We start from the raw sequence: 14174 nt of genomic DNA, 5'->3' as shown, positions 1-14174 counted from the left end.
ATTTTACCAGCGTGCCCTTGCCCGGGCGATGTCGGATTGTCCACGCGGGCCGATAATTTTCGCGGCGGCCGCAACTCAGGAAGAGAACGGCAATTCGCCCTGCGCCGCGCCCGGCGCGTCGGCCAGTTCCTCTTTCTTGCAGAGCGCGCCGACCCGCACGCCCAGCAGGCGCAGCTTCTTTTCCAGCGGCACGCGCTTGAGGCATTCGCCGGCAGCCTGGCGGATCACGGCGGCGTCGCCGGTCGGCGCCGGCAGCGTGACGTCGCGCGTGACGCCATGGAAATCGGCGTACTTGAGCTTGATGCCGATGGTGCGGCCGAGATAGCCCTTGCGCTTGAGGTCGTCGGCCACCTTCACGCACAGGGCGGTGAAGATCTCGCCCAGGCGGGCGCGGTCTGCGCGCGCGTGCAGGTCGCGCTCGAAGGTGGTCTCGCGGCTGATCGACTTGGGTTCGGAGGAGGTCTGCACCGGCCGCTCGTCGACGCCCGCCGCCACGCGGCCCAGCCATTCCGAATAGCTGCGGCCGAAGTGCGCGCGCAGCAACTCCGGCTCGGCCTGCGCCAGGTGCGCCACGGTCTCGATGCCCAGCGCGGCCAGCTTTTCGGCTGCCTTGGGGCCGATGCCGTTGATCTTGCGCGCCGGCAGCGGCCAGATGCGACGCTCGATGTCGGCGCGGGCCAGGATGGTCAGCCCGTCGGGCTTGTCCAGCTCGGAGGAGATCTTGGCCAGCATCTTGTTGGGCGCCACGCCGATGGAGCAGGTCAGCGAGGTGGCCGCGCGCACTGCTTCCTTGATGCTGCGGGCTACTTCCTCGACGTTGTCGCTCCAAGGCGTGAGGTCGATGTAGATCTCATCGATGCCGCGATCCTCGATCTGCGGCGCGATGCCCACCACCGCCTCCTTGAACAGGCGCGAATACTTGCGGTAGGCCTCGAAGTCGGTCGGCAGCAGGACGGCGTCCGGCGCCAGCTGCGCCGCCTTCATGATGCCCATGGCGGAGAACACGCCCAGTGCGCGCGCCTCGTAGGTGGAGGTGGTGACCACGCCGCGCCCGGCGTAGTCGCGCATGCGGAAATACTGGCGACCGCCGTCCGGCAGCTCGACCGGCCGGGCCGCCGAGCCGCCACCGATCACCACCGGCTGGCCGCGCAGCTCGGGATAGCGCAGCAGTTCCACCGAGGCATAGAACGCGTCCATGTCGAGGTGGGCGATGCGGCGGCGGTCGGGATCCATGGCGGCGGCAGGACGCGGGATGCGCAGGCGGTGATGGCGCGGGAATCAGTAATGCGGCGGCTTCTCGTTGGCGGCGGCGCGATCCTGGCCGGCGTCGGACAATTCGCGGAAACGCTTGGCCAGCGCGCCCAGCAGCATCTCCAGCTCGTCGATCTTCTGCTGCTGGCGGAACACCGCCTGGTTGAGCTCGTCCACCAGGTGTTCCTGGTGCGCCAGTTTCATTTCAATGTCGATGATGCGGTCTTCGCTGCTCACTTGCTGGGCTCCTCTTGCGGCCGTTTTTCTGCGGACAGCCAGTGTAATACACCCGCCCCGGCGGCGTGGCCGGTGGCGAAGCACGCGGTGAGCAGATAGCCCCCGGTGGGCGCCTCCCAGTCCAGCATCTCGCCGGCGCAGAACACGCCGGGCAGGGCGCGCAGCATCAGCGCGTCGTCCAGCGCCTCGAAGCTGACGCCGCCGGCGCTGCTGATGGCCTCGGCGATCGGGCGCGCGCGCAGTAGCGTCAGCGGCAGCGCCTTGATGGCGCGCGCCAGCCTGGCGGCATCGGCGAAATCGTCCTTGCTGACGATCTCGCGCAGCAGCGCCGCCTTCACTCCCTTGAGGTGCAGGCGGCTTTGCAGGTGGCTGGACATGGAGCGCGCACCGCGCGGGTGGGCCAGCTCGGTTTGCACTTTTTCCAGGGGCCAGTCGGGCAGCAAATCCAGGTAGAGGCGCGCCGAGCCATCGGCGGCAATGGCGTCGCGCAGGGCGGCCGAGAGCGCATAGACCAGGCCGCCCTCGATACCTTCGGCGGTGACGATGAATTCGCCGCGGCGGTTCTGCATGCCGCCGCTGGGCAGGGCTACGCTGGCCGCCACCGGCTTGACCGGTTCGCCGGCGAAGCGCTCGCGCAGGTGTTCGCTCCAATCGGCGTCGAAGCCGCAGTTGGAGGGCTGCAGGGGCGCCACGGCGACCTGCTTGTCCCGCAGCAATGGCGCCCAGGCGCCGTCGGATCCCAGGCGCGGCCAGCTGGCCCCGCCCAGCGCCAGCACCACGGCGTCGGCTTGCGCGCGCAGCGCGCCGTCGGGCGTGGACAAACGCAGCGCGCCGTCGTCGTCCCAGCCCAGCCAGCGGTGGCGCATGTGGAAGCGCACGCCGGCCTCGCGCAGGCGATGCAGCCAGGCCCTCAAGAGCGGCGCGGCCTTCATCTCCAGCGGGAACACGCGGCCCGAGCTGCCGATGAAGGTCTCGATGCCCAGCTCGTGGATCCAGGCGCGCAGGCGGTCGGCGTCGAAGCGGCGGATGAAGGGCGCCAGTTGTTCGCGGCGATTGCCATAGCGCGGCAGGAAATCGGGCTGGGGTTCGGAATGGGTGATGTTCATGCCGCCGCGGCCGGCCAGCAGGAACTTGCGGCCGGCCGAGGGCATGGCGTCGTAGACGTCCACGGCGGCGCCATGGCGCGCCAGGACCTCGGCGGCCATCAGGCCGGCCGGGCCGGCGCCAATCACGGCGACGCGGCGGCCAGGGGGAAGAGAAGGAGGATTCTGCATAGTGGTCATGCGCGCAATGATACCGCCCGCGCGCCCCTGCATCACGGCGGCAGCGTCAACGGCGATGCGGCGCGCTGTATTTGTGTTCCAGGCGCGCCACCACCAGCGCCAGGCAGATGGTCATGGCGAAATAGACCACCGAAATGGTGATGTAGGGTTCCCAGTAGCGGGCGTAGGTCCCGGCCACCGTGCGCGCGGCGTAGGCCAGTTCGGCCAGGCCGATGGCCGAGACCAGCGAGGAATCCTTGAGCAGGGTGATGGCCTCGTTGCCCAGCGGCGGCAGCATGCGGCGGAAGGCCTGCGGCAGCACCACGTAGCGCATCGTCAAGCCATAGTTCATGCCCAGGCTGGCGGCGGCGTAGGACTGGCCGCGCTCGATCGACTGGATGCCGGCGCGGAAGATCTCGGAGATATAGGCGCCGGCATTGAGCGAGAGCGCCACCGTGCCCGACAGGAAGGCGCCGTAGTCCTGCTTGATGACGCGCGCCAGTTCGCCCGAGATGAGCAGCCCGTGTTCGGGATGCACCAGCGCCGGCATCAGCGCGAAGTGGATCAGCATGATCTGCACGAACAGCGGCGTGCCGCGGAAGAAGGCGACGTAGAAGCCGGCGATCCAGCGGCCGGCCCGCAGCGGCCATTTCCACATGCCGTGGCGCACTTCCGACAGGCGCAGCATGCCCACCAGCAGGCCGATCAGGCAGCCGACCGCGATGCTGATCAGCGACACCTGCAGCGTCATCAGGACGCCCTTGGCGAACAGCGGCGCATAGCCTTCAATGATGCTCCAGCGGAAATCCATGGCGGACTCTAGTGGTGGGTGAGGTGAAAACGGGTTCCGGAAAAGACGCGACGGCGGCATGGGCCGCCGTCGTCATCCACCTGCCTGGCGATTACTTGCCGAAGTATTGCGCGTTGATGGCGGCAAAGCTGCCGTCGGCCTTCATCTCGGCCAGGCCCTTGTTGACCTTGGCCAGCAGTTCCGGATCGTCCTTGCGCACGGCAACGCCATAGTCTTCCTTGGGGAAGGCGCTGTCGTTGACGGTGCGCAGCTTGCTGTTGGGGTTGTTGGCGATGTAGTTCTTCACCACCGGCTCGTCGGCTACCACGGCATCGACGCCGCCGCCTTCCAGCTCTTTCAGCGCCAGCGGGGTGGACTCGAAGCGCTTGATCTTGGCGCTGTTCTTGCCCAGCACCTGCTGCACCAGGTCGTCGCCGGAGGTGCCGCTCTGGGTGCCCACCGTCAGCGTCTTCAGGTCATCCATCTTGGTGACCTTGGTGTCGTTGGCCGGCACGGCGATGGCCTGGGTCGCCACGAAATACGGGTCGGAGAAGCTGACCGATTTCTTGCGTTCCTCGGTGATGGTGATGGCCGAGATCAGCAGGTCCAGGTCGCCCTGGGCCAGGGAGTTGAAGATGCTCTCGAACGGGGTCGGCACGAACTTCACCTCGATGCCGATCTTCTTGGCCAGCGCCTTCATGACGTCGATGTCGAAGCCGACCACGGTCTTCTGCTCGTTTTCCGAGGAGAACGGCGCATACGCCGACTCCACGCCGACGCGGTAGACGCGCGGCTGCGCGGCGACTTGCGGCGCGGCGGCGGGCTTGTCTTCCTGCTTGCCGCAGGCGGCCAGGCCCAGCATGCCGACGAAGCCGGCGGTCAGCGCCAGCGCGCGGGCGTGGCGGGAAAACATCTTGATCATCTTGGAGACTTCCTAGGATTGAATGGTTGAGCGGATCGCGCGCGGTCGCGCGGCATGCGCGGCGGCCGAAGTTTCTCGTTTGAAACCATGCGATTTTTTAGCAGGCGAAATTGTAAACCGCTGAGCGCCGCAGGCGGGCAATTGCCGGCGAAATCCGTAAATAAATTCTGTCCGGGGCGGCGGCCTTGCCAGGTTTTCAACATCGGCCGCGCGGTTTGGCGGGAGAATCCGACGCACAATCTTGTGTCAGCGGAAATATTCTCGCGCGCCGGCCGGGGTCAGGCCGGGTCGGGCGTCGCCTTGGGTTTTTGCAGCAGCGCCTTGAGGTTGGCCAGGCGCGCCTGCGGCGTGATCTTTTCCTCTTCCTGGACAATGGCGGTGCCTTCATCCAGGCGCATCTCCTTGACGAAGCGCGAGATCTGGCACTCGATGATTTCCTTGGCGCGCTTGCGGCGCTTGCACCACGACAGGTGCAGCGTGCGCTGCGCGCGGGTGATGCCCACGTACATCAGGCGTCGTTCTTCTTCCACGCGCGCCGCAGCGGCCTCGGGCGGGGTGTCGGGGTCGCCCTTGTGCGGCAGGATGCCTTCTTCCACGCCCACCAGGAACACGTGCGGGAACTCCAGCCCCTTGGAGGCGTGCAGGGTCGACATGCGCACCGCGTCCTGCTCTTCGTCCTTGCCTTCGAGCATGCTCATCAGCGCCACCATCTGCGTGATCTCGAGCAGGTTCTTCTCGTCGCCGTCGCGGTCGCGTCCGCCGCAGGCGCGTTCCTTCAACCAGTTGGTGAAGTCCACCACGTTCTGCCAGCGCGCTTGCGCGGCGCGCTCCTCAAAGCTGTCGTAGAGGTAGAACTCGTAGTTGATGGCCTCCATCATGTCGTCGAGAACCTTGCCGGCGTTCTCGCCGCTGCCCGACGGGCCGGGGCGGGTGGCGCGCGACTCCAGGCTGTTGATGAAGTCGCAGAACTTGCGCAGCGGCAGCAGCTGGCGATCGGTCAGCTTGTCTTCCAGGCCGCCCTTGTAGACCGCCTCGAACAGCGAGCATTGCCACTGGCCGGCCAGCGTGCCCAACACTTCCAGCGTGGCCTGGCCGACGCCGCGGCGCGGCGTGGTGACGGCGCGGATGAAGGCGGGGTCGTCGTCCTGGTTGGCGATCAGGCGCAGGTAGGCGATGATGTCCTTGATCTCGGCGCGGTCGAAGTAGCTCTGGCCGCCGGACATCACATAAGGAATGCGCTCGCGGCGCAGCGACTTTTCCAGGATGCGCGCCTGGTGGTTGCCGCGGTACAGGATGGCGTAGTCGGCGAACTTGGCGCGCCGCTCGAAGCGGTGCGCCGACAGCGAGATCGCGATCTGGTCGGCCTCGGATTCCTCGTCGTCCATCGCCATCACGGAAATCGGATCGCCCAGCCCATGCTCGGACCACAGGGTCTTGTCGAACAGCTTGGGGTTGTTGGAGATCACCGCGTTGGCCGCCTGCAGGATGCGGGTGCTGGAGCGGTAGTTCTGCTCCAGCTTGATCAGGTGCAGGTTGGGGAAGTCCACGCCCAGGTTCTTGAGGTTCTCGATGGTGGCGCCGCGCCAGGCGTAGATGGCCTGGTCGTCGTCGCCCACGGCGGTGAACATGGGTTTCTTGCCCACGCCGGTCACCAGCAGCTTCACCAGTTCGTACTGGCAGGTATTGGTGTCCTGGTATTCATCGATGAGCAGGTAGCGCAGCTTGCGCTGCCAGCGGTCGCGCACTTCCTCGTTGCGCTGGAACAGCTCCACCGGCAGGCGGATCAGGTCGTCGAAGTCGACCGCCTGGTAGGCCTTCAGGGTGGCGACGTAGCTGCGGAAGATGCGCGCGGCCTGAGCTTCGTCTTCGGTCTGCGCGCTTTTCAGCGCCACTTCCGGATCGACCAGGCCGTTCTTCCACAGCGAGATGGAGTTCTGGATGTTGCGGATGATGGCCTTGTCGGTCGTCACCGCCAGCTCTTGCACCAGGGAAAAACAATCGTCGCTGTCCATGATTGAAAAGCGGTCCTTTAGCCCCAGATGCTTGGACTCCTGGCGCAGGATCTTCACCCCCAGCGAGTGGAAGGTCGACACCGTAAGGTGCTTGGCCTGCTTGGGATCCTTGAGCAGCTTGGCGATGCGTTCCTGCATTTCCAGCGCGGCCTTGTTGGTGAAGGTCAGCGCCGCGATGTTCTTGGACTCGTAGCCGCAGTTCTCGATCAGGTGCGCGATCTTCTGCGTGATCACGCGCGTCTTGCCCGAACCGGCGCCGGCCAGCACCAGGCAAGGGCCGGTCATGTAATGGACGGCTTCGCTTTGTGGCTTGTTCAGACCGAAAGAGGGGGCGGACATACGGGGCGTGTAGGGGACAAGGAAAAACGGGCCATTGTATCAGTCCCGGCAATGGCTCCCGATATGGGAAAATGGCGACAAGAAAGGCGATGCCGAGCGGCACGAGCACAACCATGAAATTCAACCATCTCATCCAGATCAACGATCCCCTGAACCCGTTGATCGACCCCTTGACGCGCGAGCAGCTGTGGCGCGGACTGATCATGCGCGCCGAGGCGCCCAAGCTGTTCATGCCGCACCTGGACGACTGCCGCCTCGACGACAAGAGCCTCGACAGCGTGCGCCGCGAGCTGCGCTACGGCGAGCTGGTGATCCGCGACAAGGTCACCTACCTGCCGCAGATCCAGGTGCTCTACGAGGTGCCGGCCCAGGGCGAGATCGCCGCCTCGCGCATGAGCATGACCATCGAGGAGCCGCAGGAGGGCGTGCTGTTCGTGCGCTTCGAATACGACGACGGCCAGCCCGACACCGGAGACAGCAGCGAGGCCTTCTACAACGAGTTCCGCCGCTCGGCCTACAAGGAGGCCGACATCGACACGGTGCGCGTGATCCGCGAGCTGACCGTGCGCGGCGAGCTGCACTGAGGCGTCGCTTCCGGACCCGATGAAAAAAGGCGCGGACCGTCATGGTCCGCGCCTTTTCCTTTTGCGGCGAGGCTTCAGCCCAGCAGCCGTCCCAGCGCGCCGTTGATCAGCGCCCCACCCGCCACCAGCCAGCCGAACAGGATCGCGCCCAGCAGCAGCGGCTTGATGCCGGCATTGCGGATCGCCGAAAGGTGGGTGGTCAGGCCCAGCGCCGCCATCGCCATGGCCAGCATGAAGGTGTCGGCCTGCAGCACGATCTGGTTCAGCGCGGCCGGCAGCGGCAGGAAGGAGTTGAGCAGCACCACGCCGATGAAGGCGAAGGCAAACCAGGGGATCGACAGCTTGCCGCGCTGCCCGCCCGGCGCGGCGCCGGCCTTCATCGACAGCATCAGGAGGAAGGGCGCCAGCATCATCACGCGGACCATCTTGGTGATTACCGCGACGTCGGCGGTGTGCTGGTCGATCGAGCGCGCCGCGGCCAGCACCTGCGCCACCTCATGCACGGTCGAGCCGATGTAGATGCCGAAGTCGGGCAGGCGCACGCCCCACACCGGTTCGGCCTGCAGCGTGTAGAGCAGCGGATAGAGGAAGATCGCCAGCGAGCCGAAGATCACCACGGTCGAGATGGCGACCGTCACCTGCTCGCTGCGGGCGCGCAGCACCGGTTCGGTCGCCATCACCGCCGCCGCGCCGCAGATCGAGCTGCCCGCGCCGATCAGGAGCGCGGCATCGCGGTCGAGCTTGAGCAGCTTCACGCCGGCCAGCCAGGCCAGGCCGAAGGTCGAGAGCAGCATCGCGGCATCGACCGCCACGCCGGTCACGCCGACGTGGGCGATATCCTGGAAGGTCAGGCGAAATCCATACAGGATGATGCCGGCGCGCAGCAGCGTCTGCTTGGAGAGCTTCACGCCTTCGCCACAGGGCGCTGCCAGCCGCGGATAGAGCGTATTGCCCAGCAGGATGCCCAGCACGATGGCCACCGTCAGGGCCGAGAAGCCATGTTCTTGCAGCCAGGGGATGTCGCCCAGGCGCATGGCGGCCCAGGCTACGGCGCCGGCCAGGGCCAGGCCGGGCAGGGCAGGATGCAGCAGGGTTTGGGGATGGCTTGCGGTGCGCATTTCGCTCTCCACTTGGTGTTCTTGTCTTGATGGAGTGGACTTTACGCGCGCCCTGATTAAAAGAAAAACTCGTTATCTTGATAAGATCTACCTGAATAAAAGGTAGATTGAAATGAAAATTACCCTGAGGCAATTGCAAATCTTCCTGGCGGTGGCGCAATCCGGCACCACCACCGCGGCGGCCGGGCTGGTGGCGCTGTCGCAGTCGGCCGCCAGCGCCGCGCTGAATGAACTGGAAAGCCTGCTCGGCGTGCGGCTGTTCGATCGGGTCGGCAAGCGCCTGGTGTTGAACGACAGCGGCCGCCTGCTGTTGCCGCAGGCGCGCCACATGCTGGACGCGGCGCAGACCATCGAGCGCCAGTTCGCCGAGCCGGCCTCGGGCAGCGAGCTGCACATCGGCGCCTCCACCACCATCGGCAGCTATATGCTGCCGGCCATGATCGCCGCCTACCGCAAGCGTCACGCCGGCGCGCGCGTGCGGGCGCTGGTGGCCAACACGGCCGACATCGTCGATGCGGTGGTGAATTTCGAAGTGGATGCCGGGCTGATCGAAGGTCCCTGCCACGCCAGCGATGTCGACGTCGAACCGTGGATGACCGATGAACTGATCGTGGTGGCCGCGCCGCACCACCCCATCGCCGCATCCGGCCGCAAGGCCAGCTTCAGGATGCTGCGCGAAGCCGACTGGCTGCTGCGCGAGACCGGTTCCGGCACGCGCGAGGCGGTCGAGCACGCGCTGATTCCCTACCTGCACCACCTGCCGTCCTCATTCGAGTTCGGCAATTCCGAGGCGATCAAGCGCGCCACCGCCGAGGGCCTGGGCATCAGTTGCCTGTCGCGCGCGGTGGTGGAAGACCTGATCGAATCGGGGAAACTGGTGGAGCTGGCCACGCCCCTGCCGGCCTTGCGCCGGCACTTCTACATGGTGGTCAGCAGCCATCGCGCGCCTTCGCCCAGCCTGGCGGCGCTGCTGGAATTCTGCCGCGAATGGGCCGCTCTCCCGCGACCGGATTGAGCGCCGCTCGCTGGGAATGCTGCGGTTTCCTACCAGCGGTAGGAAACCGTGGCGACCACGCTGCGCTCTTCTCCGTAGCGGCAACCGTTGGACGCTACGCATTGCACATAGGCGCGGTTGAGAAGGTTCTTGGCATTGACCTTCAGTTGCATGCCGCGCAGGCTGCCGCTGAACTGCGCCAGGTCGTAGGCCAGCATGGCGTCGACCAACGTGTGGCCGGGGATCGAATAATTCAGTCCGGAGACCGGCGCGTCGCCCTGGTAGCGAACGCCCAGACCCGCTTTCAATCCCGGCAGGCCGGCGCCGCCGAAATCGTATTGGGCCCAGGTCGACGCCGTGTGATACGGCACGCCGGAGACGCGCTGGCCGATTTCAGACGGGGTGTTGCTCTTGGTGGTGCGCGCGTCTGTATAGGCATAGTTGGCGATCACTTCCAGCCTGCCGAAGGCAGTGCGCGCCTCCAGCTCCAGCCCGCGTGAACGCAGCTCGCCGGTCTGTACCGAATACGTGGCGTCGACCGGGTCGACGGTCAGGCCGTTGGTTTGCGTGATCTGGTACAGCGCCGCGCTGAGCAAGGTGTTGCTGCCCTGCGGCTGATAGCGCAGGCCGGCCTCGTACTGGTCGCTCTTGGTCGGTTTGAAGGTGTTGCCGCCGCGATCGGTGCCGGCTACCGGAGCGAACGACTGGCCGAAGCTCAGGTAAGGCGCCAGGCCGTTGTCGGCCAGGTAGACCAGGCCGGTGCGGCCGGTGAACGCGGAGTCGTGCGCCGCCGTGCGCCGGCCGTTGCTGTAGGCGGTCACGGTGCTGTCGACTGCGTCCTGGCGCCCGCCGATGAGCCACACCAGCTTGCCGGCCAGCTTGATCTGGTCTTGCACATACAGGCCGTATTGCTTGGTTTGGGTGCGTGAGCCGTTGTTGACGGTGGAGATCACCGGTGTCGCGCCATAGACCGGGTTGTTCATGTTGATGCCCGCGACCGCGCCCGCATAGCGCTTGGAGTCGTAGGTGCTGTCGAAGTAGTCGATGCCGGCCAGCACCTTGTGGCGTACGGCGTCGCTGCCGAAGTTGAATTCCAGGGAAGTGTCCGCGGTCAGTCCCTCGGATTGCTCGCGGCGATTGACCACGCCGCGCGAGAACAGGCCGCTGCCGGTGTTGAGCGTGCCGTAGGAGAGGTAGTTGAAGACGGCGTCGGCATTGAAGTAGCGCAGGTTGTGGCGCAGCTTGACCTGGTCGGACAGCTCGTGCTCGAACAGGTAGCCGGCCGAATAAACCTCGCTGTCATAGCGGTCGTAGCCCGGTTCGCCGATGAAGAAGCTGCGCGGGATGGTGCCGCCGAGGGTCAGCGCCGCCGTCGCCGGCGCCACGAAGCGCGTACGCATGTGCTGATAGCTCCCCAGCAGCGTGAGCGCGGTGCGGCCCGACGGACGCCAGGTGATGGCGGGCGCGAGGTAGGTCTTGTCGTCGTCGATGTAATTGATCTGGGTGTTGGCCTCACGCACCAGCGCAGTCAGGCGGTAGCTCCACACGCCGTCGTCCGAGAGCGGGCCTGAGAAGTCGCCGGTGAGCTGCTTGCGGCTGTTGTTGCCGACGTCGGCCGTGATCTCGTGATACGGCTCGGCCATGGGGCGTTTGCTGACCGCGTTGATGACGCCGCCAGGGCTGAGCTGGCCGTACAGCACCGAGGCCGCGCCACGCAGCACCTCCAGGCGCTCCAGGCCGTAGGGTTCCTGCGAGCTATCGTAGACGCTGGGCTGGTATTTCATGCCGTCGCGCAGCATCCCGGTGTTCGCGTTGGCCAGGTTGAAGCCGCGCACCCGTACGTCGTCGACCATGCGATTGAAGGAGGACGCCTGGCTGATGACGCCGGGCGTGTAGTCCAGCGCCTCGGCCAGCGAGGCGGCCTTGGTGGCTTCCATCTGGTCGGCAGTGGCGACCGACACCGATTGCGGCGTTTCCAGCAGCGGCGTGTCCGTCTTCATGGCCGAGCTGGCGCGCTTGGCGATCATGCCGGCCAGCGGTGCCACGGGATTTTCCTTGGCGCCTGCGACGGTGACTTGCGGCAAGGCGCCGCTGACCGGAGCGGCCGCGACCAGCGCGTAGCCGCCGTCCTCCTTCAGCACCGCTTGCAGGCCGGAGCCGGAGAGCAGCGCCGCGAAGCCTTCCGTCACGCTGTAGCGACCATGCAGACCGGGCGCCTGGCGGTCATGCGTGAGCGCAGGGTCGAAGGAGAGCATGATGGCGGCGCGGCGGGCGAAGGCGTTGAGGCTTCGATCCAGCGGTCCCGCGGGCAGCTCGTAGGACAGCTGCTGTGCCGGGGCCTGCGCGTGCAGCGAGGCGACGGGCGCGCTCAGGACGCACAGGACGGCCAGCCCGGTCAGGGTGCGGCGGGAGAAGGGCGGTGGTTGGATTTTCATGCGGTTTCCAGTCGATAGGCAAAGGTGCTATCAGGTAAACCGAACGAGCCGTGCAAACCTGCAGAGAAAAATAAAAAATGCCGCCGGGTTCAGGTGGAGGGCTTGGGGCGCACGGTGATCCAATAGGAAGTGAGCGCATCGATGCGAACCGGCAGTGTGCGGGCCAGCGCGGCCAGGATGCGCGCCGGCTGATCGATTGGAAAGACGCCCGAAATGGGAAGCGCGGCGATGGCCTCGTCGCAGCGCAGCTTGCCGGGCATGTAGCGATCCAGTTCGGCCACCAACTGACCCAGGCGCATGCGGTCGGCGACGATGAAGCCATCGGTCCAAGCCGCAGCTTCCTCGTTGGCGGCGGCCAACGGAGCGGCCAGGCCGTGGCGGTCGAACAAGCCCGCATGCCCGGCGTCGATGCGGATGGGAGCGGAATTGTCGGCCGGTGCGAATTCCACTGCGCCTTCATAGACTGCGACCAGCATGCCTGCCGCCGAATCGTGTACCTGGAAGCGCGTGCCCAAGGCGCGCGCCTGGCCCAACCGGGTCTGCACCAGGAAGGGCCGGTAGCTAGCGGCGAGGTCCCTGGCGGTGGCAATGAGCAGCTCGCCCCGGTGCAATTGCACCAGGCGCACGCTATCGTCGTAGCGGGTATCGATGGCGGTGGCGGTGTTGAGGTCGACCACGCTACCGTCGGCCAGCACTACCCGGCGCCGTTCGCCGGCGCGCGTGGAGTACTGCGCCAGCAAGGGCTGCCACGGCAGCGTCTTGCCGCCGGCCAGCACCAGCAAGCCGATGCCCAGCGCCAGGCCCAGCGTCTTCACGGCGAAGCGGCGGTTATGCCGGCCGCGCGCCGGCCCGGCGCCGATGACGCCATGGGCAAGTTCCGGCGGCAGCGCGCCGACGCGCTCGGACAGGTTTTGCAAGCGGCTCCAGGCCAGTTCATGCTGTTCGCTTTGGGCGCGCCAGCGGCGGCAAGCTTCCCGTTCGGCCTCGGTCGCGACGCCCGACTGCAGTTTCACCATCCAGTCGATCGCGGTCATGACGATGTCATCGGCGGGCGCGTTGGGGTTCAGGGAGGATGCGGGAGCGTGCATGACGGATCGCTGCGGCGGCCTCAGGCGCCGTACTGCAGGCGGTAGCAGGCGGCGAAGGCGCGGCGCATGTATTGCTGGATCGAGCTCAGGGACACGTCCAGCCGGGTGGCGATCTCGGCATAGCCCAGGCCGTCGAGCTGCGACATCAGGAAGGCGCTGCGCACCTTGGACGGCAGCGCCGCCAGCATGGCGTCGATCTGGTTGAGGGTCTCCAGCACCACCATGCGCGCCTCGGGCGATGGGATGTGTTCTTCGGGCAACTGCGCCAGCATGTCGAGGAAAGCGGCTTCCAGCGCGCAGCGGCGGAAGTGGTCGATCACCAAGCCGCGGGCGATGGTGGACAGCAGTGCGCGAGCTTCGTCGAGGTAGAGTTCGCGCCGCGACGCCATCACGCGCACGAAAGTGTCCTGCGCCAGGTCCGCCGCCAGTTCGGGATTGTCAGTGCGGCGGCGCAGCCAGCCCAGCAGCCAGCGATGATGGCCGGTGTACAGGCCGGCGATCTCTTGGTTCGAAAGTCGGACAGCGTCGCTCATGACGGCAGGAAATAATGAGAATTGTTCTCATTGTAATCGGTATCGCTGCGCGCGCCAATCCATGAGCCCGCTGCCCGCGCACCTACCTGATCGGCTCGAACACGCCCGCGCTGCGGTTCTTGGCGACCTTGTTCCAGGCGAAGATCTGGCCGTTCATGGCCACGTACACGCCCGGCGGCAGCACCTGGGCCACGCCGCAGGCGAAGCCGAAATTGAAGAGGGCGTCGGAGTTGGCGATCTCGTAGGGGATCATGGCGCCGGTCAGCACCACGGTCTTGTCTTGCAGGGCCTGGCCCAGCACCTGGGCGGTCAGCTGCATGGTGTCGGTGCCGTGCACGATGACGATGGCTTGCTGGGTCGAGTCGCGGCAGCTGGCCAGGATGCGCTGGCGGTCGACGTCCTGCATCTCCAGCGAGTCCAGCAATTTGAGTTCCTCCAGGATCACCTCGGCGGTGATGCGCGAGCGCGCGATGGCCTGCGGCAGGTGGCTGGCGCCGAAGTCGAGCGTGCCGGCGATCTCGTCGTAGTGCTTGTCGAAGGTGCCGCCGGTGGCGATGATGCGCAGGCTCATGGTTGTCCTATCAGAAATGAAAAATGCCGTCCGCTATC

The 14174-nt window shown here is 66.4% G+C and carries 13 protein-coding genes; 2 read left to right on the top strand and 11 right to left on the bottom strand.

The features are described 5' to 3' along the window. Nucleotides 1–75: 75 nt before the first annotated feature. From Herbaro_RS19700 to Herbaro_RS19675, 6 genes are all read right to left on the bottom strand, one after another. Nucleotides 76–1233, bottom strand: coding sequence for a Y-family DNA polymerase (locus Herbaro_RS19700; RefSeq protein ID WP_275011294.1), 1158 nt, complete (start codon nt 1231–1233; stop codon nt 76–78). Nucleotides 1234–1278: 45 nt separating this feature from the next. Next, nucleotides 1279–1488, bottom strand: a complete 210-nt coding sequence (locus tag Herbaro_RS19695) for a SlyX family protein (protein ID WP_275011293.1) — start codon at nt 1486–1488, stop codon at nt 1279–1281. Further along, nucleotides 1485–2762: a TIGR03862 family flavoprotein gene (locus tag Herbaro_RS19690; protein WP_275014062.1), complete on the bottom strand. Its 1278-nt coding sequence runs from the start codon at nt 2760–2762 to the stop codon at nt 1485–1487. Before Herbaro_RS19690 ends, Herbaro_RS19695 begins: the two co-directional genes overlap by 4 nt. Nucleotides 2763–2817: 55 nt before the next feature. Next, nucleotides 2818–3561: an amino acid ABC transporter permease gene (locus Herbaro_RS19685; protein WP_275011292.1), complete on the bottom strand. Its 744-nt coding sequence runs from the start codon at nt 3559–3561 to the stop codon at nt 2818–2820. 91 nt (nt 3562–3652) lie between these two features. Continuing rightward, nucleotides 3653–4462 (bottom strand): basic amino acid ABC transporter substrate-binding protein, encoded by an 810-nt coding sequence (locus tag Herbaro_RS19680; protein ID WP_275011291.1) that lies wholly within the window; start codon nt 4460–4462, stop codon nt 3653–3655. A 278-nt stretch (nt 4463–4740) separates the two neighbouring features. Continuing rightward, nucleotides 4741–6813: a UvrD-helicase domain-containing protein gene (locus Herbaro_RS19675; RefSeq protein ID WP_275011290.1), complete on the bottom strand. Its 2073-nt coding sequence runs from the start codon at nt 6811–6813 to the stop codon at nt 4741–4743. Between the two features lie 113 nt (nt 6814–6926). Here Herbaro_RS19675 and Herbaro_RS19670 point away from each other — a divergent pair, with 113 nt between their 5' ends. Then, the gene (locus Herbaro_RS19670; RefSeq protein ID WP_275011289.1) at nt 6927–7397 is read left to right on the top strand and encodes an SRPBCC family protein; all 471 of its coding nucleotides are present in this window, start codon (nt 6927–6929) and stop codon (nt 7395–7397) included. A 74-nt stretch (nt 7398–7471) separates the two neighbouring features. Here Herbaro_RS19670 and Herbaro_RS19665 read toward each other — a convergent pair whose 3' ends face one another. Next, nucleotides 7472–8515: a YeiH family protein gene (locus Herbaro_RS19665; protein ID WP_275011288.1), complete on the bottom strand. Its 1044-nt coding sequence runs from the start codon at nt 8513–8515 to the stop codon at nt 7472–7474. Nucleotides 8516–8627: 112 nt separating this feature from the next. Between Herbaro_RS19665 and Herbaro_RS19660 the strand changes: the two genes are divergently transcribed. Continuing rightward, a complete protein-coding gene (locus Herbaro_RS19660) occupies nt 8628–9530 on the top strand; it encodes a LysR family transcriptional regulator (protein WP_275011287.1) in 903 nt (300 codons plus the stop codon). A gap of 29 nt (nt 9531–9559) precedes the next feature. Here the strand turns inward: Herbaro_RS19660 and Herbaro_RS19655 are convergent, their stop codons facing one another. The 4 genes from Herbaro_RS19655 to Herbaro_RS19640 all read right to left on the bottom strand — a co-directional run bounded on the left by Herbaro_RS19655 (nt 9560) and on the right by Herbaro_RS19640 (nt 14136). Continuing rightward, entirely contained in the window at nt 9560–11944 is a 2385-nt protein-coding gene (locus Herbaro_RS19655; protein ID WP_275011286.1) for a TonB-dependent siderophore receptor, read from the bottom strand. 89 nt (nt 11945–12033) lie between these two features. Then, on the bottom strand, nt 12034–13032 hold the full coding sequence (locus Herbaro_RS19650) for a FecR domain-containing protein (RefSeq protein WP_275011285.1): 999 nt from the start codon (nt 13030–13032) through the stop codon (nt 12034–12036). Between the two features lie 20 nt (nt 13033–13052). Then, the gene (locus Herbaro_RS19645; protein WP_275011284.1) at nt 13053–13565 is read right to left on the bottom strand and encodes a sigma-70 family RNA polymerase sigma factor; all 513 of its coding nucleotides are present in this window, start codon (nt 13563–13565) and stop codon (nt 13053–13055) included. A gap of 82 nt (nt 13566–13647) precedes the next feature. Then, complete coding sequence (locus tag Herbaro_RS19640) at nt 13648–14136, bottom strand: asparaginase domain-containing protein (protein ID WP_275011283.1); 489 nt, start codon at nt 14134–14136, stop codon at nt 13648–13650. Nucleotides 14137–14174: the final 38 nt, after the last annotated feature.

The organism is Herbaspirillum sp. WKF16, assembly GCF_028993615.1.
Lineage (GTDB): Bacteria > Pseudomonadota > Gammaproteobacteria > Burkholderiales > Burkholderiaceae_D > Herbaspirillum.
Note: the sequence above shows the minus strand (reverse complement) of the source record. Positions and strands in the feature narration are given on the sequence as shown.